The 25,800-nt window shown below is 63.5% G+C and carries 26 protein-coding genes and 4 tRNA genes; 27 read left to right on the top strand and 3 right to left on the bottom strand.

The features are described from left to right. Positions 1 to 19 precede the first annotated feature (19 nt). The gene (locus ACL02S_RS20120) at positions 20 to 466 is read right to left on the bottom strand and encodes a DUF3592 domain-containing protein (RefSeq protein ID WP_412804004.1); all 447 of its coding nucleotides are present in this window, start codon (positions 464 to 466) and stop codon (positions 20 to 22) included. Between the two features lie 39 nt (positions 467 to 505). Here ACL02S_RS20120 and ACL02S_RS20115 point away from each other — a divergent pair, with 39 nt between their 5' ends. Beyond that, positions 506 to 1,012 carry a DUF2505 domain-containing protein gene (locus tag ACL02S_RS20115; protein ID WP_412804003.1) on the top strand — a complete coding sequence of 169 codons (507 nt, stop codon included), beginning with the start codon at positions 506 to 508 and terminating at the stop codon, positions 1,010 to 1,012. Positions 1,013 to 1,100: 88 nt separating this feature from the next. Here the strand turns inward: ACL02S_RS20115 and ACL02S_RS20110 are convergent, their stop codons facing one another. After that, on the bottom strand, positions 1,101 to 2,369 hold the full coding sequence (locus ACL02S_RS20110; RefSeq protein WP_412804002.1) for a geranylgeranyl reductase family protein: 1,269 nt from the start codon (positions 2,367 to 2,369) through the stop codon (positions 1,101 to 1,103). Positions 2,370 to 2,625: 256 nt separating this feature from the next. On the opposite strand from ACL02S_RS20110, the gene ACL02S_RS20105 reads away from it, so the two are divergent. Further along, positions 2,626 to 3,624: a polyprenyl synthetase family protein gene (locus ACL02S_RS20105; protein WP_412804020.1), complete on the top strand. Its 999-nt coding sequence runs from the start codon at positions 2,626 to 2,628 to the stop codon at positions 3,622 to 3,624. 444 nt (positions 3,625 to 4,068) lie between these two features. Next, positions 4,069 to 4,944 (top strand): zinc metalloprotease HtpX, encoded by an 876-nt coding sequence (gene htpX, locus ACL02S_RS20100; RefSeq protein WP_412804001.1) that lies wholly within the window; start codon positions 4,069 to 4,071, stop codon positions 4,942 to 4,944. Between the two features lie 102 nt (positions 4,945 to 5,046). Here htpX and ACL02S_RS20095 read toward each other — a convergent pair whose 3' ends face one another. Next, positions 5,047 to 5,538 carry a YajQ family cyclic di-GMP-binding protein gene (locus ACL02S_RS20095; RefSeq protein WP_412804000.1) on the bottom strand — a complete coding sequence of 164 codons (492 nt, stop codon included), beginning with the start codon at positions 5,536 to 5,538 and terminating at the stop codon, positions 5,047 to 5,049. A 177-nt stretch (positions 5,539 to 5,715) separates the two neighbouring features. On the opposite strand from ACL02S_RS20095, the gene ACL02S_RS20090 reads away from it, so the two are divergent. The 24 genes from ACL02S_RS20090 to ACL02S_RS19975 all read left to right on the top strand — a co-directional run bounded on the left by ACL02S_RS20090 (position 5,716) and on the right by ACL02S_RS19975 (position 25,655). Further along, positions 5,716 to 5,798 (top strand) — tRNA-Tyr (locus ACL02S_RS20090). Between the two features lie 288 nt (positions 5,799 to 6,086). Further along, a tRNA-Thr gene (locus tag ACL02S_RS20085) sits at positions 6,087 to 6,159 on the top strand. Positions 6,160 to 6,241: 82 nt separating this feature from the next. After that, a tRNA-Met gene (locus tag ACL02S_RS20080) sits at positions 6,242 to 6,317 on the top strand. A gap of 41 nt (positions 6,318 to 6,358) precedes the next feature. After that, a complete protein-coding gene (rpmG, locus tag ACL02S_RS20075; protein WP_011211653.1) occupies positions 6,359 to 6,529 on the top strand; it encodes a 50S ribosomal protein L33 in 171 nt (56 codons plus the stop codon). Between the two features lie 181 nt (positions 6,530 to 6,710). After that, complete coding sequence (locus ACL02S_RS20070; RefSeq protein ID WP_412804019.1) at positions 6,711 to 7,799, top strand: fused (3R)-hydroxyacyl-ACP dehydratase subunits HadA/HadB; 1,089 nt, start codon at positions 6,711 to 6,713, stop codon at positions 7,797 to 7,799. A 237-nt stretch (positions 7,800 to 8,036) separates the two neighbouring features. After that, positions 8,037 to 8,109 (top strand) — tRNA-Trp (locus tag ACL02S_RS20065). 31 nt (positions 8,110 to 8,140) lie between these two features. Continuing rightward, a complete protein-coding gene (gene secE, locus ACL02S_RS20060; RefSeq protein WP_412803999.1) occupies positions 8,141 to 8,557 on the top strand; it encodes a preprotein translocase subunit SecE in 417 nt (138 codons plus the stop codon). A 117-nt stretch (positions 8,558 to 8,674) separates the two neighbouring features. Beyond that, positions 8,675 to 9,490 carry a transcription termination/antitermination protein NusG gene (nusG, locus tag ACL02S_RS20055; protein WP_412804018.1) on the top strand — a complete coding sequence of 272 codons (816 nt, stop codon included), beginning with the start codon at positions 8,675 to 8,677 and terminating at the stop codon, positions 9,488 to 9,490. 108 nt (positions 9,491 to 9,598) lie between these two features. Continuing rightward, positions 9,599 to 10,033 carry a 50S ribosomal protein L11 gene (gene rplK, locus ACL02S_RS20050; protein ID WP_412803998.1) on the top strand — a complete coding sequence of 145 codons (435 nt, stop codon included), beginning with the start codon at positions 9,599 to 9,601 and terminating at the stop codon, positions 10,031 to 10,033. A gap of 168 nt (positions 10,034 to 10,201) precedes the next feature. Beyond that, the gene (gene rplA, locus ACL02S_RS20045; protein WP_412803997.1) at positions 10,202 to 10,915 is read left to right on the top strand and encodes a 50S ribosomal protein L1; all 714 of its coding nucleotides are present in this window, start codon (positions 10,202 to 10,204) and stop codon (positions 10,913 to 10,915) included. A 211-nt stretch (positions 10,916 to 11,126) separates the two neighbouring features. After that, on the top strand, positions 11,127 to 12,542 hold the full coding sequence (locus ACL02S_RS20040) for a cytochrome P450 (protein ID WP_412803996.1): 1,416 nt from the start codon (positions 11,127 to 11,129) through the stop codon (positions 12,540 to 12,542). 410 nt (positions 12,543 to 12,952) lie between these two features. After that, entirely contained in the window at positions 12,953 to 13,492 is a 540-nt protein-coding gene (gene rplJ, locus ACL02S_RS20035; RefSeq protein WP_412803995.1) for a 50S ribosomal protein L10, read from the top strand. 56 nt (positions 13,493 to 13,548) lie between these two features. After that, complete coding sequence (gene rplL, locus ACL02S_RS20030) at positions 13,549 to 13,929, top strand: 50S ribosomal protein L7/L12 (protein ID WP_412803994.1); 381 nt, start codon at positions 13,549 to 13,551, stop codon at positions 13,927 to 13,929. A gap of 187 nt (positions 13,930 to 14,116) precedes the next feature. Continuing rightward, positions 14,117 to 15,250 (top strand): ABC transporter ATP-binding protein, encoded by a 1,134-nt coding sequence (locus ACL02S_RS20025; protein ID WP_412804017.1) that lies wholly within the window; start codon positions 14,117 to 14,119, stop codon positions 15,248 to 15,250. A gap of 87 nt (positions 15,251 to 15,337) precedes the next feature. After that, complete coding sequence (locus ACL02S_RS20020) at positions 15,338 to 16,057, top strand: MlaE family ABC transporter permease (protein WP_412804016.1); 720 nt, start codon at positions 15,338 to 15,340, stop codon at positions 16,055 to 16,057. Between the two features lie 3 nt (positions 16,058 to 16,060). Further along, positions 16,061 to 16,924: an MlaE family ABC transporter permease gene (locus ACL02S_RS20015; RefSeq protein WP_412803993.1), complete on the top strand. Its 864-nt coding sequence runs from the start codon at positions 16,061 to 16,063 to the stop codon at positions 16,922 to 16,924. Beyond that, positions 16,921 to 18,273, top strand: a complete 1,353-nt coding sequence (locus ACL02S_RS20010; RefSeq protein ID WP_412803992.1) for an MCE family protein — start codon at positions 16,921 to 16,923, stop codon at positions 18,271 to 18,273. The genes ACL02S_RS20015 and ACL02S_RS20010 overlap by 4 nt, the downstream gene beginning before the upstream one ends. Positions 18,274 to 18,278: 5 nt before the next feature. Then, positions 18,279 to 19,355 (top strand): MCE family protein, encoded by a 1,077-nt coding sequence (locus tag ACL02S_RS20005; RefSeq protein WP_412804015.1) that lies wholly within the window; start codon positions 18,279 to 18,281, stop codon positions 19,353 to 19,355. Further along, positions 19,355 to 20,365: an MCE family protein gene (locus ACL02S_RS20000; RefSeq protein ID WP_412803991.1), complete on the top strand. Its 1,011-nt coding sequence runs from the start codon at positions 19,355 to 19,357 to the stop codon at positions 20,363 to 20,365. Before ACL02S_RS20005 ends, ACL02S_RS20000 begins: the two co-directional genes overlap by 1 nt. Before the next feature lie 37 nt (positions 20,366 to 20,402). After that, positions 20,403 to 21,638, top strand: a complete 1,236-nt coding sequence (locus tag ACL02S_RS19995) for an MCE family protein (protein WP_412804014.1) — start codon at positions 20,403 to 20,405, stop codon at positions 21,636 to 21,638. After that, positions 21,635 to 22,873, top strand: a complete 1,239-nt coding sequence (locus ACL02S_RS19990) for an MCE family protein (RefSeq protein WP_412803990.1) — start codon at positions 21,635 to 21,637, stop codon at positions 22,871 to 22,873. The genes ACL02S_RS19995 and ACL02S_RS19990 overlap by 4 nt, the downstream gene beginning before the upstream one ends. Further along, entirely contained in the window at positions 22,870 to 24,111 is a 1,242-nt protein-coding gene (locus tag ACL02S_RS19985; RefSeq protein WP_412803989.1) for an MCE family protein, read from the top strand. Before ACL02S_RS19990 ends, ACL02S_RS19985 begins: the two co-directional genes overlap by 4 nt. Before the next feature lie 106 nt (positions 24,112 to 24,217). Next, on the top strand, positions 24,218 to 24,907 hold the full coding sequence (locus ACL02S_RS19980) for a hypothetical protein (RefSeq protein ID WP_412803988.1): 690 nt from the start codon (positions 24,218 to 24,220) through the stop codon (positions 24,905 to 24,907). Positions 24,908 to 24,917: 10 nt separating this feature from the next. Then, positions 24,918 to 25,655 carry a hypothetical protein gene (locus ACL02S_RS19975; RefSeq protein ID WP_412803987.1) on the top strand — a complete coding sequence of 246 codons (738 nt, stop codon included), beginning with the start codon at positions 24,918 to 24,920 and terminating at the stop codon, positions 25,653 to 25,655. Positions 25,656 to 25,800 lie beyond the last annotated feature (145 nt).

The following is a 25,800-nucleotide window of genomic DNA, read 5'->3' as shown; positions in this document are numbered from 1 at the left end:
TCACGGCGGAGATAACGCATCATTGTGACCGGCGCCTACCCATGCGGCTGAGCAGCCAGAGTGCGGACAACGCGACTCCCCAGACCACCACGAGAACCGATAGCGCAGGCATTATGGCGACCCGCACATCGCGACCCTCGACCCTTACCAGGTCGGGATCACTGCGGCGATACTCCACCCGGATGCGCTCACCCGCGGTGAGGTTGGTCGGGTAAAGCACGCCGACCTTGGGATTGTGCGTCTCACCATCCGGAGTGACATACATCACTGCCGAGCGCAGCCGACCTGCCGAGAGTACCTCGGCTGTTGCGCTGCCCTTGTCGGTGCTGATCAGGTAGTCATTGCGCCACGCGGCCAGCACGAGCAGCCCGACCAGCACGCTGATCACCGTGGCGGTGATCAGTACCGATACCTCGGCCCGCCGCAGGCGCGTCGAGGGCCTGGTTGGCTGGCTGGTTTCCGACACTGCCACAGGTTACCCACCGACTCGGCTACGGTAGCGGCCATGTCCCGAAAATTCAGCTTCACCGTGTCATACGCTGTCCCGGTCGAAGATCTCCACCGGGCACTCACCACCGAGGACATCTGGCGGGCCAGGCTCGCCGATGCCGAAACGGCGACGCTAGAGGTGTCGCAGCCCGCGGGTGCGGGCACTATCTGTGTCCACATGACCGAAAAGCCCGCAGCCGACAAGGTGCCTGCCTTGGTGCGGAAGGTACTCAAGAGTGAGCTCACCTTCGCCCGTACCGACAATTGGCAGCCACTCGTCGGCGAGGTGGCCAAGGGTACTTTCGAGGTCGTCACGGGTGGCATCAACAGTGATATGTCCGGAACCTACGAAATGCGTCCTACCGCCGAAGGTTCCGAGATCGAGGTGGCGGGAATCGTGGACGTGAAGGTGTCCATGGTCGGTGGCGCCATCGAACGGCTCGCCGAGCAGTTGCACCATCGGGTGCTCAACAGCGAGCAGAAATTCGTCGAGGAGTGGCTGACCACCGAGCCGACCGGCTGACCGGCCGACGAGGTCCGTTGCCTCGCCGTATATCGGGGTGACGGACCTCCTGACCGTGCGGTCGCGCGATGAGCGCCGCCGCGATCTCCTAGGTGAACGGTTGCCGCTCGTCGAAGCGCAGCGATGCCATGCCCGCCGCTCGCCAGGCTCGTGCCGTCAGGTCGAGATCCTCATCGGTGACGAGATTGCCCATCACGCGAACAGCGGTGCTTCGCAAGTACTTCGAACGCAGTACCGCGGGTCCGCCGAGTGGAACAACGCGGGGATGGGTCGCCAGGCCTGCGATCCGGCGCGCAACCGAGAACGTGCGTCCATAGCGTGCCAGCAATACCTGGGGCCATACTGCGGTGAGGTCGGGTTCATCCAGTAGGCCGGCCAGGATGTGGCCGCCTTCCAAGCCGTAATCGATGCCTTCACCGTTGAGTGGATTCACACAGCCCGCGGCATCGCCGAGCAGTGCCCAGTTGCGTCCCGCGATATCGGAAACCGCGCCGCCCATAGGGAGCAGCGCCGAGGCCACCGCCCGTGGCGATCCTTCGAATTGCCATTCCTCCCTGCGTAACGCGGTGTAATGCGCCAGGAGTGGTTTCAGTGCGATATGCGAGGGTCGCCGCTGGGTAGCCAAGGATCCGACGCCGATGTTCACCTCGCCGTTGCCCAAGGGGAACACCCAGCCGTAGCCGGGAACCAGCTTGCCGGAGGCATCGCGTAGCTCGAGATGCGAGGTGATCCACTGATCGTCACTCCGGCCGGATTTGATGTAGGCCCGTGCTGCTGTGCCGTAGGCGTACTGCCGGTGCCAGGTGCGGCCGAGCAGTCTGCCGACCGGTGAGCGCACCCCATCGGCGACCACCAGAGTCCGGCAGGTGATCGTTCGTGTGCCGGTTGCCGTTCGTACCACGACGCCCGTCACTCGATCACCCGCGCGGGTGATATCTATCACGCTTGTTCCGTCCACCATGCGCGCGCCGGACTTCACCGCGGTCTCGCGCAGTTTGTCATCGAGTTCGGTTCGCGGAATGGCGCTTCCGTAACTGGGGAAGGAACCGTTGGGCCAGTTCAGCAGGGCCTCGTGGCCGAAGCCGGTCATTCGGAGGCCGTGATTGACCACATGTGCGCGTACCCACTCGCCGAGGCCGAGCTGCTCCAGCTCAGCGGTCGCTCGCGGGGTCAGGCCGTCACCGCAGGTCTTATCCCTCGGAAACACCGCGGCATCGATGAGCAACACATCTCGTCCGGCCCGCGCTGCCCAGGTAGCGGCCGCTGAGCCCGCGGGGCCCGCGCCGACCACCAGCACCTCGGTTCGGCTGGGCAATGCGTGCTCATCGCCCGCGGGAGTCGTTTCCGGTGCACCCATGCGCTCAATACTGGCAGGGCCGCCTGGTTCCCGTCGACGGCGGTCGCATTCGGAGTCGCCCGCGAGCACCGATGGCAGCGGTCGACTCCCTCCAAGAGCGATGGTGTGATGGGCCTTCGGCTGGAGACACGCTAGGTTCTCTACCGTGGGGTCGGACGCATCGCTGGGAGAAGAGATGAGCAGATCAGCCATGAGCGAGCGCAGCGAGCGAATTACGGATATAGCGCCCGGTGCGGACGGCGGAGGTGAGCGCGAGATGCGCACTGTGGTCGCAGGCGTCGATCTCGGTGACCCCGAGCTCGCCGCGACGGTGCGCACCGGACTGGACAAGGTAGAGCAGCTCTTGGTCGATGAGCTGTCCGACGGTGCGGAATTCCTTCAGGAAGCGGCGTTGCATCTGGCCAGAGCGGGCGGTAAGCGATTCCGTCCGTTGTTCACCATCCTCACCGGGCAGCTCGGCCCTCGGCCGACCGATCCAGCCTTGATCACCGCGGGCACCGTGGTCGAACTGGTGCATCTGGCCACGCTGTACCACGACGACGTGATGGACGAGGCCCCGATGCGCCGGGGTGCTCCGAGCGTGAATTCGCGGTGGAACAACAATGTCGCGATCCTCGCGGGGGACTATCTCTTCGCACACGCCTCCCGGCTTACCTCTACCCTCGGCCCCGATGCGGTCCGCATCATCGCCGAGACCTTCGCCGAACTCGTCACCGGGCAGATGCGGGAGACCATCGGTGCTCGCGAGTCCCAAGATCCGGTCGAGCACTACCTGCGCGTGGTATGGGAGAAGACCGGTTCGCTCATCGCCGCCGCCGGCCGGTTCGGTGGTACCTTCTCCGGCGCCGACCCCGAGCACGTCGAGCGATTGGCCAGGCTCGGCGACGCGGTCGGGACGGCCTTCCAGATCTCCGATGACATCATCGACATCTCCTCGGCAGCGGAGCAGTCCGGCAAGACCCCAGGTACCGATCTGCGGGAAGGCGTGCACACCTTGCCGGTGCTGTACGCGCTGCGTGAAGCGGGCACCGAAGGTGACCGCTTGCGCACGCTGCTCGCCCGGCCACTGGAGACCGACGACGAGGTGGCGGAAGCGCTCGAGCTGCTGGCTCGTTCTCGCGGCATGGTGCTGGCCAAGGAGAAGCTGCAGGGCTACGCCGACTTGGCGCACGCAGAGCTGTCCGCCCTGCCGGATGTGGCCGCCAACCACGCCCTCGCGCGACTGGTCCGCTACACCATCGAACGCGTGGGTTGAGCTGTCGGTCACGCGGGTGGCGCGTCCACGGCCTCCTGCGGTATGCACCGCCCATGGTGTGCCGACCGGTAGCCGGTAGCGCTCCTCCGGCATGCTCGCGGTTACCGGTCGCCGGCAGTGCGTGCTCGCGTTTCGTTCGTCGGTGAGCTCGGCCGAGGCGCACAGTGCCGGCATCGAATGCGATCCGTCGCAGCAAGCTTTCCGATCGGTCCGGAACCTTGATCGAGCGCTCGTCGTTGACTTTGTGTAAGGCAATCCTTGTGTAAGGCAATCGACGATGCGGTGGCACCGGGCCGGGACAGAGGTAACTCCTCGACTCCACGAGTACCTCGGTAACTCGCCGGGTACGCCCAGCGGAAGTGGCTTTCAGCGCAGGACCTGAATGTGACTTCGTGCCACCCGAACCGGTACGGCTCGAAGACCCGGAGAGGCGGAGATGCGCAGATGCACGGGTACGCGAATGGAGTGAAGACCTTCGGGCTCATGGTGGGCCTCTCGGCCCTGATCGTGTTCGCGGGGGCGATGTTCCGTAGCCCGACGATCCTGATGATCGCAATCCTGCTCGCAGTGGGAATGAACGCGTACGCGTACTTCAACAGCGACAAGATCGCGTTGAAAGCGATGCACGCGCAACCGGTCAGTGAGCTGGAGGCACCCGGTATGTACCGGATCGTGCGTGAGCTGGCCACCATCGCACGTCAGCCGATGCCGCGGCTGTACATCAGCCCGACGAACGCGCCCAACGCGTTCGCCACCGGCCGCAATCCTCGGCATGCCGCGGTCTGCTGCACCAGTGGCATTCTGCAGATCTTGGACGAGCGAGAACTGCGCGCGGTGTTAGGCCATGAGCTCTCGCACGTCTACAACCGCGATATCCTCATCTCTTCGGTCGCGGGTGCGCTCGCCGCGGTGATCTCCGGTCTGGCCAACCTCGCTTTCTTCGCTTCCATGTTCGGTGGCAATCGCAACGGTGAGGGCCCGAACATCCTTGGAGTGCTACTGGTGTCACTACTCGGCCCGATCGCCGCGACTCTGATCAAATTGGCGGTGTCCCGCTCGCGCGAATTCCAGGCCGATCAGTCCGGTGCCGAACTCACCGGTGACCCACTGGCTCTGGCCTCCGCCTTGCGTAAATTGGAACAAGGCGTGCAGGCCGCCCCGCTCCCGCCGGAGCCGCAACTGGCGGCGCAGTCGCATCTGATGATCGCCAACCCGTTTCGGGTAGGCGAGCGGGCCGCGCGCTGGTTCTCCACGCACCCGCCCATGGCCGAACGCATCACTCGTTTAGAGGAGATGTCGGGTGGCCCGCGGTGGTATTGATCACTCCGGACCGATCCGGCCGGTGCCGAGCGGCCGCGGCAGGTCTGTCCTCGGCTGTCCCGGCCCGGCCATCACGGCTCGCTCCGGTGGTGTGCCCCGGCGTCAGCGGTAGTTGACGAACTGCAGAGCGATACCGAAGTCCTCGCCCTTCAGTAGGGCGATGACCGCTTGCAGATCATCGCGCTTCTTACTGCTCACCCGCAGCTCATCTCCCTGGATCTGCGCCTTCACGCCCTTGGGGCCCTCATCGCGGATCTTCTTGGAGATCTTCTTCGCGTGCTCGGAGTCGATACCTTGCACCAACGAACCTGTGATCTTGTACACCTTGCCGGAGGAGGCGGGCTCACCCGCATCGAACGCCTTCAGTGAGATATCGCGGCGAATCAGCTTCTCCTTGAATACCTCCAATGCGGCTTTCACCCGTTCCTCCGCCTCGGCGGTGAGCACGATCTTGTCCTCACCGGACCATTCGATGGACGCGCCGGTGCCTCGGAAGTCGTAGCGGGTGTTGAGCTCCTTCTCCGCCTGATGCAGGGCATTGTCGACCTCCTGTCGGTCGACCTTGCTCACGACGTCGAAAGACGAATCAGCCACACTGCGCTCCTGTTCTGATGGTCCTGCGGATCAGCTGAACCGGATATCTCCGGCCATCGTCAGTTCTACCCGGAAGGCCCGAGAATAGTCGCGCCGCATGGCCGATAGCCAGCCGGTTTGCATTAGGGGTGTGGGTTCGATGTATTCTGCCTCAGCGCACAGAAACAATGCGCGAACGGCAGGTTGCCCGAGCGGCCAATGGGAGCAGACTGTAAATCTGTCGGTGAAAGCCTACGTAGGTTCGAATCCTACACCTGCCACCGCCGTTCACTCAGTGAGCCTTGGACACGGATTCCGCGTCCAAGGCTCATTTTGTATGTGCTCACTTCGAGTGTCCCGCGCAGGTCGATCCCTCTCCCGTTCAGTGGTCGACAACCCTTCCGACCCCTGTTCCGTCACAGAAACGAGTCTCCCCGCAACGCGACCCCTGGTACAACAAAACGCCCTCTGAACAGCTGGTTTGGTGGTGGGACCGGTGAGTGTGTAATCTCGTTCAAGACTTCACCGCGCTGAGGTCGAGCGTTCGAGCTCGGTGCGGAAGTAGTCATGCCCCCTTAGCTCAGTCGGCAGAGCGTTTCCATGGTAAGGAAAAGGTCAACGGTTCGATTCCGTTAGGGGGCTCGCCGGATTGCCGGTGGTGACCGACTCGGCATCGCTTCCGTAGCTGCGGGTTGGGCTCGGCACCATGGCAATGCGACGCCGTGGCGGTGTAGCTCAGTCGGTAGAGCAAACGACTCATAATCGTTGTGTCGCCGGTTCAAGTCCGGCCATCGCTACCACAATCGATCAAGCCCATCAGGTACCGGAAAGAAGGCATATCGTGGCCGCGAAGTCCACCGATGTCCGGCCAAAGATCACCTTGGCCTGCGAGCAGTGCAAGCACCGCAACTACATCACCAAGAAGAACCGGCGTAATGATCCGGATCGGCTCGAGCTGAAGAAGTTCTGCCCGAATTGCGGCACGCATCGGGCGCACCGCGAATCCCGCTAGTTCCGCTACGCGTACGCCACCGCGTGGTGTAGCGCCGGGGCATATCCCGGAATCTCGGGCCGTGGTACCGCGAGGGCCGGACTTTGTCCGGCCCTGACGCATTTCACGGTGTGGGTGCGGTGGTAAAACGCTCCGCCGACCCCGGGCTACGGGGTCAGATAGGTACAGTCCTCCCGTGACAATCAACACCGGTATAGACGAAGTGGTCCAGTCGGGTACGGAGGCGGGTACGGAGTTCGACCCCGCGGCCAATGCCGCGGCGATGGTCGGGCATCACTACCGTGTCGACGACTACTACGAGATCGGTCGGGAAAAGGTACGGGAATACGCGCGTGCCGTGCAGGACTACCATCCGGTGCATTGGGACGAGAGCGCGGCGCGGGAATACGGCTACGACAACCTACTCGCCCCGGTCACCTTCATTTCCCTGGTCGGGATTCTGGCGCAGCGCAGACTGTTCGAACAGGTCGTCACCGGCTATGACCTCAGCCAGATCATGCAGACCGACCAGATTCTCGAGTTCCATCGCCCGATCGAGGTCGGCGACCAGCTCGTCTGCGATGTCTACCTGCATTCGTTCCGGCAGGCGTTCGGTGGCGACATCATCGTGACCAAGAACATTGTCACCGCGCAGAACGACGAGCCGGTGCTCACCACCTACACCACCCTCGTCGGCCGCAGCGGTGGCGATATCGACCCGAATCTCGCCAGTGCCGTCAGCAACGTGTTGATGCACGGTATCGGTGCGGACGAGGGGGAGGGTCGCTCGGACGACATCGCGGTCTCCACGAGCCGGACACCTGCGCAGACCAGCCCTGTTGCGAATACCGCGCCGACGCCTACCAAACACGCTATCGCCTTCGACGATGTCTCGGTCGGCGACGAGCTTCCTCCGCGTACTGTCCGGGTAACCCGGGGTGATCTGGTCAACTACGCGGGCGTCTCCGGTGATGCGAACCCGATCCATTGGAGTGACGAGATCGTGAAGCTGGTCGGTCTCGACGATGTTGTCGCGCATGGCATGCTCACCATGGGTTTCGGCGGCGGATTCATCACCTCGTGGCTCGGTGATCCCGGTGCGATCAAGGAGTACAACGTCCGATTCACCAGTCCGGTTTTCGTCGGCACCGATGCGGCCGCCGAGGTCCAGTACACGGGTAAGGTGAAATCGGTCGATCCGGAGAGCAAGACCGCGGTCATCGCCATCGTTGCCAAGTCGGCGGGAAAGAAGATCTTCGGCCGTGCGACCGCGACGGTACAACTGGCCTGACCTGGTCGAGCGCCCCCGGATTGGCGAATAGCGTGCTCGGTAAAGTACACTCAGGTCTCTGGGGTCACCAGCCGTTGCGCGCTGCTCTGTAGGGCTGGTTCCACGCGGTTCACGAGAACCGCTACGGGGCCGGCAACTGCCGGGGTGGCGCGTGTGTTGTGTGACAGCGTGTGTTGCGTGACTCCGGATACAACCGAATATCGAACAGTGGTCGGATAGTCGATACCGTCCGACCGAAGGGGCGTAGCTCAATTGGCAGAGCAGCGGTCTCCAAAACCGCAGGTTGCAGGTTCAAGTCCTGTCGCCCCTGCCCTGGATGCCAGCGACGAGAGAGGATCGACGTGAGCGACGAGCGGGACACTCGCCGCGGCGCACATGCGGCCGACGAAGGCGATGGCACCGCCGCAACGATCCGGCCGAGTGGTAAGCGATCCGCCCGGCGGACTCGCGCTGGGTCGTCTCCGCAGAAGTCATCTCCGCGGACCGACACGGGCGCGCTCGCAACGCTCGACCGGCCGTCGCAGAAGGCACCCAAGACAGCCGATCGGACCGCACGCAAGAAGCCGGGTAATCCGTTCAAGCGTTTGATCAAGTTCCTGCGTGAGGTCATCGCGGAACTCCGCAAGGTGATCTGGCCCAATCGGAAGCAGATGGTCACCTATACGAGCGTTGTTCTGGTGTTCGTGATCTTCATGGTCGCGTTCATCAGCGGGTTGGATCTGGCGTTCATCAAGGGTGTCAGCTGGCTGTTCGGCTAGCTGAACGACGCTGACGCCGGTAGTCGATCCCGGGGCGGACACGGGTGGAAGCAATTGCGCCGCGCTCGTCCCGGCGCGCAGAGGATGTACGTGACGACACAGGAAGCGAGTGCCCCAGTGAGCACCCCGGAGAACGACACACACGACGAGTTCCCGGTCGACGATGTCGTGGCTGAGCCAACCGACGCTGCTGAGCCAACCGATGCTGTCGAGGAGCCCGCGGCCGGCGAGTCGGTTGACTCATCGGCCGAGGAATCGGCGCCCGCTGAGTCCGCACCCGCCGCTGCTATCGATGCCGCTCCTGCTGATCCCGTGGCCGAGATGAAGGCAGCGCTGCGCCGCGCCCCCGGCGAGTGGTACGTGATCCACTCCTATGCGGGTTATGAGAACAAGGTGAAGACCAACCTGGAGACCAGGGTGCAGAACCTGGGTCTGGAGGAGTACATCTTCCAGGTCGAGGTGCCAACCGAAGAAGTAACCGAGATCAAGAACGGGCAGCGCAAGAACGTCAACCGTAAGGTGCTCCCCGGTTACATTCTGGTCCGGATGGAACTCAACGACGAGTCCTGGGGCGCGGTACGCAATACTCCTGGCGTCACCGGATTCGTCGGCGCCACCTCGCGCCCTTCGCCACTTTCCATCAACGATGTGGTGAAGTTCCTCGTCCCGGCCGCGGAACAGAAGAAGAAGCCTGCTGCGGCCGCTGCGGCGACACCCGCCGAGGACACCGGTGGCGAGATCGCTCCGAAGCCTGCCATCGAGGTCGATTTCGAGGTCGGCGAGTCGGTGACCGTGATGGACGGGCCCTTCGCCACGCTGCCCGCCAGTATCTCCGAAGTGAACGCCGAGCAGCAGAAGCTCAAGGTGCTCGTGTCGATCTTCGGCCGCGAGACTCCGGTCGAGCTGGCGTTCACCCAGGTGGCAAAGATCTAGGTTCCGTTGATCGGGGTTCCGTCATCGACGGGATGGATCGGCCCGTGCCTCGGGTCGGTTCACTACGACTTGCAAAGAGCAAGGACAACAAACACTTAGGAAAGAAAGATGCCCCCCAAGAAGAAGAAGCTCGCCGGGATCATCAAGCTTCAGATCCAGGCCGGCCAGGCGAATCCGGCTCCTCCGGTCGGCCCCGCGCTCGGTCAGCACGGCGTCAACATCATGGAGTTCTGCAAGGCGTACAACGCCGCGACCGAGTCGCAGCGTGGCAACGTCATCCCGGTCGAGATCTCGGTATACGAGGACCGGTCCTTCGACTTCAAGCTGAAGACGCCGCCTGCGGCCAAGCTGCTGCTCAAGGCAGCGGGTGTGCAGAAGGGTTCGGCGGAGCCGCACCGGAACAAGGTCGCCAAGGTGACCATGGATCAGGTGCGGGAGATCGCCCAGACCAAGCAGGAAGATCTGAACGCCAACGATATCGAGCAGGCGGCCAAGATCATCGCGGGTACCGCGCGTTCGATGGGTATCACCGTCGAAGGCTGAGCGGTCAGGCCCGCGATTCGAACCGTGGGCCGAGCGCACAACCGGTGGGAGGGCCTGCCAGGCCCGAGAACCACATCTGAACCACGAATACCCCGGCGCGAGCGATGGGCACCCTGGTGAACACAGCGGATCCCGGAAGCGCCGCCGAATGGACAAGGACAGAGAAACATGGCAAAACGAAGCAAGGCGTACCTCGCCGCGGCCGAGAAGGTCGATCGCAGCAAGCTCTACTCGCCGCTGGCTGCCGCGCGTCTGGCGAAGGAGACCGCTACTGCCAAGACCGACGCGACCGTCGAGGTCGCCGTGCGTCTCGGTGTGGACCCACGTAAGGCCGATCAGATGGTCCGTGGCACGGTCAACCTGCCGCACGGCACCGGTAAGACCGCCCGCGTCATCGTGTTCGCCGCGGGTGAGAAGGCGGCCGAGGCGGAGGCCGCTGGTGCTGACGCGGTCGGCGCCGAAGACCTGATCGAGCGGATTCAGGGCGGCTGGCTGGACTTCGACGCCGCGATCGCCACCCCGGACCAGATGGCCAAGGTCGGCCGCATCGCGCGCGTCCTCGGCCCGCGCGGTCTGATGCCGAACCCGAAGACCGGTACGGTCACCACCGATGTGACCAAGGCCGTCAACGACATCAAGGGCGGCAAGATCAATTTCCGCGTCGATAAGCAGGCCAACCTGCACTTCGTTATCGGCAAGGCGTCCTTCGACGACAGCAAGCTGGTGGAGAACTACGGTGCCGCGCTGGAGGAGATCCTGCGTATCAAGCCGTCGACCGCCAAAGGGCGCTACGTCAAGAAGGTGACGGTTTCGACGAACACCGGACCGGGCATCCCGGTGGACCCGAACCGCACCCGCAACCTCCTGGAGGAGGACGCGTAAGCAATATCTGAACAGGCATCTATGGGCGGGAACGCGTAACGCGTTCCCGCCCATAGGCTTTTCGGTAGGTCTTCTACTTCGCAACAGATCCGACAGCGGGATACTCTCCTCATGACTGATGGGCCCACTGCATTCGGTGAGCCGGACAGGGCAGCCGGGGACCAGGTCGGGGCGAGCCTGGCAAGTGTCGTGATATGGAGTGAGGGATCGTTTGGAATTCGAGACGACGAACCCGACCCAGCGACGGATCAGGGCTGGTGACAGGCAACTACCCCATCCGCCATACCGGTTGCCGCTCCTCGGTGATGTGTGGGATTTGCACGTCACCGACTCGAGTCAGTGGGGGATGCGCGGAGCGCAGAAGTACGGCGGCATCTATGAGCGCGACATCCTCGGTACTCGTGTGACATATGTGTCGGATCCGGACCTGCTGCGCGAGATCAACGACGACTCGTTATGGGCGAAGTTCCTCGGTGTGCCCATTCGTGATCTCCGCAAGGTTGCCGGAGACGGGCTGTTCACGGCGCACAACAGCGAGCCGAACTGGGCCAAGGCGCACGCTGTCCTCGCACCGTCGTTCACGGCGGCCGCGATGCGCGGTTATCACGCCACCATGCAAGCCTGTGCCGCTGAGTTGGTCGAGTACTGGTCGGCTCGACCCGATGAGTGGGTCGACGTGCCCGCGGACACGAACAAGGTGGCACTCGAAGTGATCGGGCGCACCGCGTTCGGGTACGAATTCCAGTCGTTCACCCGCACCGAAGAACATCCGGTCGTCACCGCGATGCTGCGGACACTGACCTACCTCAACCGCGCGGCGTATTCGCATCCGCTGGTGGAGAAAACGATCTTCCGCGAGCAGCGTGCCCAACACCAGCGCGATGTCGAGTTCGTCAACGAGACGATCGACGATGTGATCGCGCACCGGATGCGGACGGGCACCGGTGGCCACGGCGACCTGCTCGACCGGATGCTGACGGTGCCGGATCCGGAGACGGGACAGTTACTCGATCCGACCAATGTCCGGCACCAGATTCTCACCTTCCTTACCGCGGGCCACGAGACCACGGCGGGTGTGCTGGCGTTCGCGCTGCACTATTTGTCGGTGCACCCGGAGATCGCCGATCGTGCTCGGCAGGAGATCGCCACGGTCTCGACCGGTACGGATCTGGCTTTCGATCAGGTCGCGAAGCTGCGCTATGTACGGCGTGTCGTCGATGAGACGTTACGGTTGTGGCCGACGGCTCCTGGATATTTTCGGAAGGCGCGTCGGGACACGATGCTCGGGGGCCGATACCCGTTCGAGCGCAACGAGTGGGTGTTCATAGTGTTGTTGCAATTGCACCGGCATGAGCTGTGGGGTGGTGATCCCGAGGCATTCGATCCCGACCGGTTTCTGCCCGAGCGAATCCGCGGCCGTCATCCTGAGCTCTATCGGCCGTTCGGGGTGGGTATGCGGGCCTGTATCGGTCGGCAGTTCGCGCAGCATGAAATGGTTCTGATCCTGGCGACGCTACTGCGGAGCTTCGAGCTGACCCCGGAGCCCGGCTATGAGTTGCGGGTGAAAGAGACGATTACGTTGAAGCCGGAGGCGTTGCGGCTCAGGGTGTCCCGTCGCGACGGCTAGGACGCGCGGCGTTGCTGCCGCAGCTGCCGCAGGGCTTGGCCGACGTCGTCGGCGGTTGCGGGACCTGTCATGGCAGATTGCATTTTGGCGGATCGAGGGTGCGGCAGGTACTCTGTTCTCAGTTGTCGATGCGATCGATGTCGATATTCGATGTCGATATGCTCGATCGCTACCCAATCCGTTCTACCGAAGACCGTTGGTCGCCGTTCCCACATGGGTTCGGTCGAAGGTCCGGCGACATTGCCGGCGGCCCACGCAGGGAGAGCCGAGGCTGGGAATTGATCCGGGGATATCCCGGACCGGTTTTCTGTTACGCCCCGGAACGCTCTGCGTTCGGGGCGTTCGTTTTGTCGCCGGCCCCTGATCGGTAGGTCGTATATACGAACCGACCCTCAGAGAGGAGGCGAAGTATGGCAAACCAAGAGAAGGTCACCGCGGTCGCGGAGATCGCGGAGCAGTTCCGGAGCTCGACGGCCACCGTCGTCACGGAATACCGTGGCCTGTCGGTCGGTAAGCTCACCGAGCTGCGGCGCGCGCTCGGCGCCGACGCCACGTACTCCGTCGCCAAGAACACCCTGGTCAAGCGGGCTGCCGCCGAGGCAGGCGTGGAAGGCCTCGACGATCTGTTCGTCGGACCGACCGCGATCACCTTCATTGCGGGTGAGCCGGTCAACGCGGCCAAGGCCCTGAAGACCTTCGCCAAGGACAACAAGGCGCTTGTCATCAAGGGCGGCTACATGGACGGCGCCGCGCTGTCCGTGGCCGAGGTCGAGCGGATCGCCGACCTGGAGACCCGCGAGGTTCTGCTGGCCAAGCTGGCAGGCGCGCTGAAGGGCAACCTCACCAAGGCCGCCGGTCTGTTCAACGCTCCCGCTTCGCAGGTGGCTCGCCTCGCCGCCGCGCTGCAGGAGAAGAAGCAGGCCGAAGAAGGCGGAGCTTCCGCCGAGTAATACCGGTGCGGCACGAGTCGCCCGCATAGACATCAACTACCGAAAGGAAAACAACAATGGCCAACGTTGACGAACTGCTCGAGACCTTCGGCAATATGACCCTGCTCGAGCTGTCGGAGTTCGTGAAGAAGTTCGAGGAGAAGTTCGAGGTCACCGCGGCTGCTCCGGTCGCGGTCGCCGCTGTCGGCGGTGCTGCCGCTCCGGCCGAGGCCGCTGAGGAGCAGGACGAGTTCGACGTCATCCTCGAGGGTGCGGGCGATAAGAAGATCCAGGTCATCAAGGTGGTCCGTGAGATCGTCTCCGGCCTGGGCCTGAAGGAAGCCAAGGACCTGGTCGAGGGTGCGCCCAAGCCGATCCTGGAGAAGGTCGCCAAGGATGCCGCCGAGGCCGCCAAGGCGAAGCTGGAAGAGGCCGGCGCCAAGGTTTCGGTCAAGTAATTCCAGATCGAAAACACAGCGAACGGGCGGTCCCCTTTTCGGGGGCCGCCCGTTCACTTTTTTCAACAACTGATCGCTGTGATGAATAGGAACCGCTGTGCGGGTTACTCTCCGTTCATGTTCGGGGTGTGCCCGGCCTCTCACATGGGTTACAGTGACCGGGCCCACTATGACGTGGTGCACCGCGATGGCCGAGCGCGCGGGGCGCAGGGTGGGCAGATCGTTGAGAATTGTGGAGGTCGTCGTGGGCGTCGAGGTCAGGACCGAGGGGGTAACCAAATCCTTCGGTCCACAGCGAATTTGGCAGGACGTATCTCTGACATTGCCGTCGGGCGAAGTCAGTGCGCTTCTTGGCCCGTCTGGTACCGGTAAATCGGTGTTCTTGAAGTCGCTGATCGGTTTGTTACGGCCGGAACGCGGCTCTATCTACATCGATGGCACGGATATCACCACGTGTTCCAATAAGCAGCTCTATGAGATCCGCAAGCTGTTCGGAGTGCTGTTCCAGGACGGTGCGCTGTTCGGCTCGATGAATCTGTTCGACAATGTGGCTTTCCCGCTGCGCGAGCACACCAAGAAGAGCGAATCCGAGATCAAGAAGATCGTGCTGGAGAAGCTGGAGATGACCGGTCTGCTCGGGGCCGAGAACAAGCTGCCCGGTGAGATCTCCGGTGGTATGCGCAAGCGTGCCGGGCTGGCCAGAGCGTTGGTGCTGGATCCGCAGATCATCCTGGTCGACGAGCCGGACTCGGGCCTCGACCCGGTGCGTACCTCATATCTGAGTCAGCTGCTGATCGATATCAACGCGCAGATCGATGCCACCATCCTGATCGTCACGCACAACATCAATTTGGCTCGTACCGTGCCGGATAACATCGGCATGCTCTTCCGCAGGCAGCTGGTTATGTTCGGCCCACGCGAGGTGCTGCTCACCTCCGAGGAACCGGTGGTCAAACAATTCCTCAACGGTCGCATGATCGGCCCGATCGGTATGTCCGAGGAGAAGGACGAGGCACAGATGGCGCGCGAGCAGGCGCTCGTGGACGCAGGCCATCATCATGGCGGTGCCGAGGAGGTCGAGGGGATCATCCCGCAGATGCGCGCGCAGCCGGGGATGCCGGTGCGGCAGGCTGTGCTGCGGCGTAAGCAGCGTGTCCGCGAGATCATGCACACGCTGCCGAGCGCTGCGCAGGATGCGATTCGTGAGTCGCTCGCGGAGAGCGATGACACTCAGGTGATCTCGTATAACAGTGGTGACCTGGCGAGTTACCCAGGTGCTTCGTACGAGACAACCGTACGTCACAACCCTACTACCGGGTAACACCCCCCGACCGTGAATTCCACCCTGGAGCGCTGGCGAGCCCCTCTGGAATCGGGGTTCGCTCAGGTCGGCAACATCTTCGCGCTGATGATCGATGTCGCGCGCAAGACATTCCGCAGGCCCTTCGAGTGGCGAGAATTCATCGAGCAGTCGTGGTTCATCGCGAGTGTCTCGATCCTGCCGAGTACTTTGGTCGCGATTCCGTTCGGCGCGGTCGTGGCCTTGCAGACCGGCTCGCTCATCAAACAGCTGGGTGCCGAGGCATTCACCGGCGCAACCAGTGTGCTTGCGACGGTCCAGCAGGCGGCGCCCGTCGTCACAGCGTTGATCATCGCGGGCGCGGCCGGATCGGCGGTGGCCGCGGATCTCGGCTCGCGCACCATCCGCGAGGAGATCGACGCGCTGGAAGTACTCGGTATCGACCCCGTGCGGAAGCTGGTGGTGCCACGGGTGCTCGGCATGATGCTGGTGGCGCTGCTGCTCAACGGGCTCGTCTCGGTGATCGGTATCGCGGGCGGTTATTTCTTCAACGTGCTGCTGCAAGGAGGCACTCCCGGCGCCTATCTGGCGTCGTTCTCCGCCCTCGCACAACTGCCGGATCTATGGATCGGTGAGATCAAGGCGGCGGTGTTCGGCCTGCTCGCCGGCGTTATCGCCGCGTACAAGGGGCTGCATCCCAAGGGGGGTCCGAAAGGAGTCGGTGACGCGGTGAACCAGTCCGTGGTTATCACATTCCTGGTGCTGTTCTTCGTGAACCTGGTTTTGACCTTGGTATATCTACAGGTTGTCCCGGCCAAGGGCGCCTGACCGATGGCAACGACATATCGCACCCCGGTCGCCAGGACCATGCGCCGGGTGGGTGGAGTCGTTCGCAGCCCGCTGAACATCATCGATCGCGCGGGCGAGCAGATGTCGTTCTACTCGCGGACGATCGCGTGGATTCCGCGCACCATGGTGCACTACCGCAAGGAGGTCATGCGGCTGCTCGCCGAGGTCACCTTCGGCAGCGGCGCGCTCGCGGTGATCGGTGGCACCGTCGGCGTCATCGTGTTCATGTCCGGTTCGGTCGGCGTCGTCGTCGGATTGCAGGGTTTCAAGGCCCTCGATGCCCTCGGCACCTCGGTGCTGACCGGCTTCCTCACCGCCTATATCAATACCCGCGAGATCGCGCCGCTGGTCGCCGCGCTCGCACTTTCGGCGACCGTCGGTTGCGGCTTCACCGCACAGCTTGGCGCGATGCGGATCTCCGAGGAGATCGACGCGCTGGAAGTGATGGCGGTGCCCGGCGTGCCGTTCCTGGTCACCAGTCGCCTGATCGCCGGGTTCCTCGCGGTGATCCCGCTGTACATCGTCGGCCTGCTCGGTGCGTTCCTGGCGTCGCGGTCGATCAGTATCTGGTTCAACGGGCAGTCCAGCGGGTCCTATGACCACTACTTCAGCCTGTTCTTACCACCGGAGGACGTGCTCTATTCGTTCCTCAAAGTATTGATCTTCGCGTTCGTCATCATCTTGGTGCACTGCTACTACGGATTCCATGCCACCGGTGGACCCGCGGGCGTCGGCATCGCGGTGGGTCGTGCGGTTCGTACCGCGATTGTCCTGGTGAACGTGCTCGACTTCTTTCTCAGCCTCGCGATCTGGGGTACCACGACCACGGTACGGGTGGCCGGATGAGCCGCGGGACGAGAATCGCGCGTTCGACGCAGAAACTGCGAATTCGAATCCTCGGCATCGTGTTCTTCGCTGTGGTCGCGTTGTTTCTGTGGACGACGATCGCGATCTACAACAAGCAGTTCGTACAGGTCGTGCGCGTCGAGCTGGTGACAGACAGTGTGGGCAACGCGTTGACTCGCAACGCGGATGTGAAGATGCGTGGCGTCACTGTCGGTGAGGTGCGCTCCAGCCGCGCCGATGGCAGCGATGTGACCTTGGACTTGGCTATCGATCCGGAGAAAGCGAGCCGGATTCCGGTCAATACGACCGCGCGGCTGTTGCCCAAGACATTATTCGGCGAGCGCTATGTGGATCTGGTATTCCCGGCCGAGCCCAGTACACAGCATCTGGCCGACGGCGTGACGCTGTATCAGGATGCCAGCGGCAATGCTGTCGAGCTGACCAAGCTGCTCGACGATCTGTTGCCGCTGCTGCAGGCTATTCCGCCGCAGGATCTCGCCACTACCCTCGGCGCACTGTCCCAGGCATTGGACGGCCGGGGCGCCGCGCTGGGCGAGAGCATAGACAAGCTGGACGAGATCTTCGGTCAGCTCAACGGTGTGCTTCCGGATCTGCGCGCGGACCTGCGCAGTTTCGCCCAGGTAGCCGCCACCTATTCCGATGCGTTGCCACAGCTGATCCAGGCTCTGGACACCTTGCGCACGACCAATGCCACGATCGTGCAGCGGCGTACCGATATCGATGTGCTCTACGCGACGCTGACGCCGACTTCGTCGAATACCGCCGACTTCCTGATCGCCAACCGGGACAACATCATCGATGTGGCCGCCGACGCTCGCCCCGCGCTGGAACAGCTGGCTTACTATTCGCCGAGCTATGCCTGCGCGTTGGCGAACTTCGCGAAGCTGAAGCCGCGGATCGACCAGATCTTCGGCGTCGGTACCGATCGACCCGGCTCGCGAGTGACTCTGGAGCTGACCAATCCACGCGGTAAGTACCTGCCCAACCAGGATGAACCGCGCTGGCTGGACGACAGGGGGCCGTGGTGTGTCCCCGAGCCGCCCTTGGGTGTCGACGTCGGCCAGTATCCCGGCGGCCCGCCCAATGACGGTTCCTATGCCGTACCCAGCCGTAACCCCGGTGATCAGGAGAGCGGCAAACTCGAGCCGCCGCAGTACGGGGTCTATCCGGCGGGCACGATACCAACGCTCGCTGGTTCGCCGATGGAGCAGCAGTCGCTCGCCGCGATCTATGGCGCGGCCAATGGTGTCGCGCCGGATCAGGTACCTGGCTGGGTGACCTTGGCCGGGGCGCCCGCCTTCCGCGGAAGCGAGGTGGGCCTGCGATGAGTGCCATGCGGCAGCACCTGCGCGGCCTGAGCGGAACGCTGATCAAGCTGGGCACCTTCATCGTGGTGACGGTGTTCGTCACCACGGTGCTCGCGCTGTCCATCGCCAACTACAGCGGTGCGGGTACGGAGTTCAAGGCCAGATTCACCGACGCCACCTCGCTCAACCCCGGCGACGAGGTGCGTATCGCCGGGGTGCGGGTCGGCAAGATCACCGATGTCGCGATCGTGGACAAGCGGCTGGCCGAGGTGACTTTCGATCTCACCGATCGGGACTGGTTGCCTGCCTCGGTCACCGCCACGATCAGGTACCGCAACTTGGTCGGCCAGCGTTATCTCGCCTTGGAACAGGGGACCGGGGAGCAGGGCCGCAAGCTACACGCGGGTGGCCTCATCCCTTTGGAGCGCACCGAACCCGCGCTGAATCTGACCACGCTGTTCAACGGTTTCCGCCCGCTGTTCCGCACCTTGAGCGCCGAGGACGTGAACCAGCTCTCCTTCGAGATCATCCAGGTCTTCCAGGGTGAGCAGGGCACTATCCGCGATCTGGTCGCCAGTACGGCGAATCTGACCAACAAGATCGCGGACAAGGATGCTGTGATCGGCGAGCTGATCCGGAATCTGACCGAGGTGCTGGATACCGTCAATGCGCGCGACGACCAGTTCGACCAGCTGATCGTGAACACCTCGGCGCTGATCAGCGGCCTTGCCGAGGACCGTGACACGATCGGTCGTTCTGTGACCTCGCTGGCCCAGCTGACCTCGGCTACTTCCGATTTGCTCGTGCCGGTCCGCCCCACACTGCAGGGGTCCATCGCCGGACTGAGTCAGCTCGCCGGGACCCTCGACGCCCGCAGCGACGATGTGAACGAAGCGCTGTACACCTTGCCGATCAAGATGGAGAAGCTCGGCAGGGTCGGCAGCTACGGCTCATGGTTCCAGTTCTATTTGTGTGGCATCGATATTGTCGTCGGGCCGGGTGCGGTCGATGCGCCGCAGCTCAATCTGCCCGCCGGATTGCCGACGATCAACCAACCGATATACACCAACGCGGCGCCGCGCTGCCATGGGGAGGCTCGCTGATGGACGACCGCATCCTGCTCGGCAGTCGCAGCCCCGCATTCATGGGCGTACTCGGTCTCGTCATGGTGCTCTTGGTGACGGTGTCGGCGTTCTTCCTCGACCGGTTGCCGATTATCGGTGCGGGTACCAAGTACACCGCCGAGTTCTCCGAGGCCGCAGGCCTGAAGAAGGGCAATGAGGTTCGGATCGCGGGTGTCAAGGTCGGTTCGGTATCCGATATCCGGCTCGACGGTGACCGGGTCGTCGTGGCCTTCCGTACCAAGGACGCGTGGATAGGCGACGAGACCACCGCTTCCATCGAGATCAAGACGCTGCTCGGGCAGAAGTACCTCGCATTGGAACCGAGAGGTGCCGAGCCTGCTGATCCGGAGCAGCGGATTCCGTTATCGCGCACGGTCTCGCCCTACGACGTGGTCGACGCGTTCAGCGACGCGGCGACCACTATCGACCAGATCGATACCGCGCAGCTGGCCACCAGTATGCGGGTACTCTCCGATGCGTTCGCGACGACTCCGCCGGAGATCCGCGGTTCCATCGATGGGGTAGCCCGTTTATCGGAGACACTGGCCAAGCGGGACGAAGAACTGAAGAAGTTGTTCGCCGCGACCAGGCAGACCACGCAGATCCTCGCCGATCGCAACGCGGAGTTCGAGCAGCTGCTTGCCTCAGGGGGGCAGTTGTTCGCCGAGCTGAATATCCGGCAGCAGTCCATCGAGCAGCTGCTGTCGGGTGCCCAGACGGTCGCAGTGGAGTTGAGTGCGCTGGTGCGTGACAACGAGGAGCAGATCGGGCCCGCGTTGACGAATCTGCGTGCCTCGATCGATCTGCTCAACGCCAACCAGCAGAACATTTCCAAGACACTGGAACTCGCTGCGCCGTTCTATACCCTCTACGCCAACGTGCTCGGCACGGGGCGCTGGTTCGACGCGGTGATCGTCAATGTGATTCCGCCCGCCTTACCGGAGATCCCTGGTTATCGTCCGCCGGTCCGCACTATGGGAGGTAACTGACGTGGCGGGGAACTGGCGCGGCGCCCCGCTCGGCGCGGTGCGTAACTCCAGCCGGGGCACCAGAATCGGCATCGCGTTGGTCGTCGTCCTCGCGGTGTTGATCGCCGGAGTGTTGTGGTGGCTGTTCGACCGGCGGAACACCACGAAGATCACTGCCTATTTCGACCGCTCGGTAGGTATTTACGAGGGCTCCGATGTGCGGATTCTCGGGGTGCCGGTCGGCTCGGTGGACTCGGTGGAACCACAGGGTGATCAGGTCGAGATCGTCATGAGCGTGGACCGCGAATACGACGTGCCCGCTGGTGCGCGGGCCGTGCAGATCACGCCCTCCGTGGTGTCGGACCGCTATATCCAGCTGACACCGGTCTATACCGGAGGGCCGAAGATGCCCCGTAACGGGACGATCCCGCGGGAGCGTACGGCCACCCCCGTCGAGATCGACCAGTTGTACAAAAGCGTTACCGAGCTGTCGGAGGCGTTGGGTCCGAATGGAGCCAACGCCGACGGCGCGTTGAACGATTTGGTGCGCACCGGCGCGGAGAATCTGGCGGGTAACGGCGAAGCGCTGGCCAACAGCATCACCCAGCTGTCGAGGGCGGCGCGGTATCTATCCGATTCCCGTGAAGATATCTTCGATACGGTCAAGAATCTGCAAGTCTTCGTCACCATGCTGGCGCAGAACGACCAGCAGGTGCGGCAGTTCAATATCCAGCTGGCCGATCTGTCGACCTTCCTGGCCGAGGAACGCGAGGACCTCGGTGCCGCGTTGAATCTGCTCTCGATCGCGCTGGGGGATGTCGCACGGTTCATCGATGCCAACCGGGATCTGGTCGCGAGCAATGCCGAGGGGCTGATCGAGCTCACCAGGACACTGGCCGATCAGCGCGAGGACCTGGCCGCCGCGTTGCCGGTGCTGCCGGTGGCGCTGAGCAACCTGGTGAATGTCCACAATGCCGAATCGGGCACCCTCGACATGCGCGCGAACTTCCCCGAACTGCAGGATCCGTTCGGGGTGGTGTGCAAGCTGCTCGATCTGTCCAAGCTGCGGCCGGGTGATCCGGAGTTCGAGGCGCTCGGCAGACAGATGCGCCCGATCCTCGACCATTGCCATGAGATCAGCGACCAGATCACCGCTGGGGTGAAGACCCCGACGCTGATCTTGCCCTTCGGCATTCTCAGTGGTGAGAACGAGCAGCGTGACCCGGTGCCCGGCACGGTGCCTGGTACACCGTCGGATCGGCTTCCGCCGTCGCAGCAGGAGGAGGGGAGATGACCGCTCGAATCCGTTCCGCCGCGCGCGGGCTCGGTGCCGCGCTGGTGCTCGGCCTGTCTGCCGTGCTGGTCACCTCGTGTGCCGCCGATGGTATCTACAGCCTGCCGTTGCCCGGTGGCGCCGAGCTCGGCGAACACCCTATGCGGATCGATATCCAGTTCGATGATGTGCTCGATCTGGTGCCGCAGTCCATGGTCAAGGTCGAGGGGGTACCGGTCGGCCGGGTCGAGGAGATCGCCATCGGCGAGGACCAATGGACCGCCATGGTGCGCACCCTGGTGAACTCGTCGGTAGATCTGCCTGCGAACGCGCGTGCCGAGGTCAAGCAGACGAATCTGCTCGGTGAGAAGTTCATCGAACTATCGAGCCCGGTTGCCGATCCGGAGCAGCGGCGGCTCGGTGACGGCGCGGTGATCCCGATCGATCGCACCAGGCACGCGACCGAGGTCGAGCAGGTGCTCGGCGCGCTGTCGTTGCTGCTCAACGGTGGCGGTGTGGCACAGCTCGAGCCGATCGTCACCGAGTTGAACAAGGCGTTCGGTGGTCGTGAGGACCGAGTACGCTCGCTGATCGAGCAGGCGAGCACACTGATCGATGGACTGAATCAGCAAGTGGACGACATCACGCGGGCGCTGGATGGCCTCGATGTGCTCAGCAGCAGGGTCAGTGCGCAGACCGATCAGATCGGCAAGATCCTCGACGAACTGCCGGAGGGTATTACGATCCTGCGTGAGCAGCGTCCGCAGCTGGTCGCCCTGCTCGCCCAGCTGGATCGGCTCGGCCAGACAGGTTTCGACGTACTGAATACTTCGAAAGACGATTTGATCCGCGATCTCACCGCATTGCGGCCGACCTTGCAGGAACTCGGTAGCGCGGCGCCGGATCTGGTGACCGCTTTCCCGCTGATCCCGACCTATCCGTTCCCCGACTCGTCCTTGGCCGCCACCTTCGGTGGACAGGTGAACGCCTGGTTGTCGGTAGATCAGCAGATCGGCGTCACCCTCAGCAATCTCGGTGTGGGTAAACCGGATCCGGTGTATATCCCACCGAATGGCAGGCCGGTCCGGGTGGACCCGACCAACCCGTACTACAACGGCAATGGTCCGCGGCCGGGCTGGCCCACGGTATCGATTTTGCCGCTGCCACCGATTTTGCCGCAGCCGCCCGTTCCGGAGCAGCCAGGCCCGGTCGCGGGGATTCTCGAGCAACTCGGCATAGGGGGTGGCCCGCGGTGACCCGTCTGGTTCGGTGGCAGCTGATCGCGTTCGTGGTGATCGCGGTGGTCGGAGTCGCGTTTGTCGGTGCCAAGTACATCCGCCTCGATCACATGTTCGGGTTCGGCGAGTACACGGTGAAGCTGCAGTCGGAGCGGACCGGCGGCATCTACAAGGGCGCCGAGGTAACTTATCGCGGTGTCCCGGTCGGTCGCGTCGGTGAGTCGGAGCTCACCGACGACGGCGTGGTGATGTACTTGCGGATTGATTCGGATACCCCGGAGATCCCCGCCTCGGCCAAAGCCGTGGTGGCGAACCGATCCGCGATCGGCGAGCAGTATGTCGATTTGCAGCCCGATTCCGAGGAGGGGCCGTACCTGCGCGAAAATTCGGTGATCACCGTGGCGACCTTGCCTGTTCCGGTCGACGAGTTGCTGGCCAGTGTGGATGGATTGGCCGATTCGGTGGATCTGACCGCCCTCAGCACCACGATCCGCGAACTCGGGAAGGCTTTCGACGGTAAAGGCGACGATCTGCAGGTGCTGATCGATTCGTTGAACACCTTCACCGAAACTTTTCACGAAACGCTGCCGCAAACCATTCAGTTGATCCAGGACGGCCGGATCGCGCTCGGTACCCAGGCCGAGCAGTCAAGCGCCATCCGCGAGTTCAGCGATGGACTCGACAAGCTCACCGCTCAGCTGCGCTCCAGCGATCCCGACGTGCGCAGATTGATCGGTACCGGAACCGACGCGGGTGCGCAGCTCGGCGCATTGGTGGCGCAGAGCGGCGGTGCGCTCACCGAGGATCTGGGCAATCTGCGGCTGCTTCTGCAGGCGATCTCACCGAAGTTCTACGCGCTGAAGCCGTTGTTGCAGCTGATTCCGCTGTTGTCGGTCGGTGGTTCCTCTACCGCGCCCGGCGACGGGACCAGCCATTTCGGCTTGGTGCTGGAGACCAACAATCCGCCTGCCTGTACCGTGGGCTACGAGGGTACACAGCGGATTCTCGAACAGATGAAGGCGCAGAATCCGGACTTCGACGACACACGTGATGAATTCCCGTTCAACAAGGACGCCAAATGTTTGGTGCCGTTCGGCAATCCGACGGCTGTCCGGGGTGGTGCCCGCGCCGAATACGCTGACCCGGCCATTACCCAGCCGTGGGATGACAATCCGAAGAAAGACCCGGAAAAGCTGAATCTGACTCCGGCCGCGGTGCAGTTGTCGGCTTTGCTCGGGGTTACGGCGAAACGGTGAACAGGGGCGAAGGCATTGGAGTGGCTCGCGTGAGCGACTGGAGCGAGGAGATCATGGGCGTAAATCTCTTGGCCGTGGCGCAGCCGGTCAGCAGTGAGGTGTTGTCATGAGCTCCGATGCCGAGCAGTCCGCCGGGACACCGCGGGAAGCATCGGACCGAGGCATAGCAGAGCGCACAGGCGCCGCATCGGTACTGAGCACGGTGGCGTTCTTCGGTTCGGCCGCGGTGCTCGTGGTGGCTGTGGTCGCCGCAACGTGGTTCGGGGTCGGCTGGGTTCATGCCGCGCTCAGCGATGGCCCGCGCGCCGATGAGCGCGAAGCCGCTGTGGCAGGTGCGCGCCAGTTCGTGCTGAATACGACCACGATGAACCTCGATGACGTGCCCGGTTCGCTCGCACTGGCCAAGTCTTCGATGACCGGTGCGCTGCTGGACTCGCTCGACGAATACGCCGACCAGCCCGAGCAGTGGGCGCAGCAGAAGGGGCTCGAGTCGAGTTCGACTGTGCGCAGCGCCGCGCTCACCTCGCTCAACAGCGAGCTGGATAGAGCCTCCGCACTGGTGGTATTCCAGTTGACCGAAACAGGCAAGGACCGGCCGCCCATCGAATCGCTGCTCACCTGGAGCATCGATATGACCAAGGTCGATGGCGTCTGGAAGGCGGAGCAGGTCTATCAGCACGGCGAGCAGGTATTGCTGAGTGAAGGACCGGCTCGGCAGCCGATCGTGCCGCAGGCGGACCAGCCGCCCGCACCGGCGGCGGATCAGCCGCAGGCCCCGCCGAAACCGGGATCGTAGGAGGAGCCCTATGACGTCGCGCCGACCGGTCAACCGGGTCACCTCGACGCGCCGCCCGCTCGCCGGGCAATCCGCTCGCCGTGGTTCCGCGCGGAACGCGCCTGCCGGACCGAGCCGTAAGCCGCGCGTGGCAGGTGTCTCCCGGCCTACCGCGGCAGCGGCCCCTGCCCGCGCCGGAAAGCGGCGAGAGCGGGAAGCCGGACCGTCGCGATGGCGTCGAGTCCGGTCGGGTGCGCAGGATCGCGGGCCTCGCGAGAAAACCGGGAAGCCGCGCTGGGGAGTTGTCGCGGTGATGGTGCTTGCCGCGATGGTGCTCGGTGCCTTTTCCTGGTTCGCCGCACAGCGGCCAGGGGTGGATACATCGAATCGCGCATTCGTGGACAATGAGCTCACGCAAGAGGTGCGGTCGGCGGCTGACCACGCATTGCGGACCATCTTCGCTTATGACGCGAATGATGTGGACGGTTACCGGGACGCTATCGGACAGGTGATCACCGGAAAGATGCTCGCCGAAGCCGACAAGTTCACCCCGACCACTGCTTCGGCGGTCGCGCAGGGCAAGGTCGTCGTCGATGCCGACGCCGAAGTGGCTGTGACATTGCTGACCGATGATCGTGCCGAATTGCTCGCCAACGTGACACAGAGTGCCACCAGGGATGGGTCGGCTCAGCCGAGTGTCTCGGCCAGTGTCGTCCTGCACATGCAGAAGGTGGACGGTCGCTGGCTGGTCAGCGAACTGGCTCTCTGACAATCCGTGGCTTTCTGATAACACTGTGGTCCACGCATTGCGCACATCCCGGCCGATGAGCCGGGATAGTCCAGCGCGCCATGGCATCTCGTCGGTGCTTCGGTCGGGTCTGCCACTTGACGAGTTTCGTCCGACCCGTCACGCT

The organism is Nocardia spongicola, from assembly GCF_047200775.1.
Classification (GTDB): domain Bacteria; phylum Actinomycetota; class Actinomycetes; order Mycobacteriales; family Mycobacteriaceae; genus Nocardia.
The sequence above is the reverse complement of the archived record's forward strand: the minus strand, read 5'-3'. Positions and strand labels throughout refer to the sequence as shown.

Coding starts and splice junctions, on each gene's coding strand:
- ACL02S_RS20115 (WP_412804003.1), top strand. CDS start 506: ATGTCCCGAAAATTCAGCTTCACCGTGTCATACGCTGTCCCGGTCGAA.
- ACL02S_RS20110 (WP_412804002.1), bottom strand. CDS start 2,369: ATGGGTGCACCGGAAACGACTCCCGCGGGCGATGAGCACGCATTGCCC.
- ACL02S_RS20105 (WP_412804020.1), top strand. CDS start 2,626: ATGCGCACTGTGGTCGCAGGCGTCGATCTCGGTGACCCCGAGCTCGCC.
- htpX (WP_412804001.1), top strand. CDS start 4,069: ATGCACGGGTACGCGAATGGAGTGAAGACCTTCGGGCTCATGGTGGGC.
- rplK (WP_412803998.1), top strand. CDS start 9,599: ATGCCCCCCAAGAAGAAGAAGCTCGCCGGGATCATCAAGCTTCAGATC.
- rplA (WP_412803997.1), top strand. CDS start 10,202: ATGGCAAAACGAAGCAAGGCGTACCTCGCCGCGGCCGAGAAGGTCGAT.
- rplJ (WP_412803995.1), top strand. CDS start 12,953: ATGGCAAACCAAGAGAAGGTCACCGCGGTCGCGGAGATCGCGGAGCAG.
- rplL (WP_412803994.1), top strand. CDS start 13,549: ATGGCCAACGTTGACGAACTGCTCGAGACCTTCGGCAATATGACCCTG.
- ACL02S_RS20025 (WP_412804017.1), top strand. CDS start 14,117: ATGGCCGAGCGCGCGGGGCGCAGGGTGGGCAGATCGTTGAGAATTGTG.
- ACL02S_RS20020 (WP_412804016.1), top strand. CDS start 15,338: ATGATCGATGTCGCGCGCAAGACATTCCGCAGGCCCTTCGAGTGGCGA.
- ACL02S_RS20015 (WP_412803993.1), top strand. CDS start 16,061: ATGGCAACGACATATCGCACCCCGGTCGCCAGGACCATGCGCCGGGTG.
- ACL02S_RS20010 (WP_412803992.1), top strand. CDS start 16,921: ATGAGCCGCGGGACGAGAATCGCGCGTTCGACGCAGAAACTGCGAATT.
- ACL02S_RS20005 (WP_412804015.1), top strand. CDS start 18,279: ATGCGGCAGCACCTGCGCGGCCTGAGCGGAACGCTGATCAAGCTGGGC.
- ACL02S_RS20000 (WP_412803991.1), top strand. CDS start 19,355: ATGGACGACCGCATCCTGCTCGGCAGTCGCAGCCCCGCATTCATGGGC.
- ACL02S_RS19990 (WP_412803990.1), top strand. CDS start 21,635: ATGACCGCTCGAATCCGTTCCGCCGCGCGCGGGCTCGGTGCCGCGCTG.
- ACL02S_RS19980 (WP_412803988.1), top strand. CDS start 24,218: ATGAGCTCCGATGCCGAGCAGTCCGCCGGGACACCGCGGGAAGCATCG.
- ACL02S_RS19975 (WP_412803987.1), top strand. CDS start 24,918: ATGACGTCGCGCCGACCGGTCAACCGGGTCACCTCGACGCGCCGCCCG.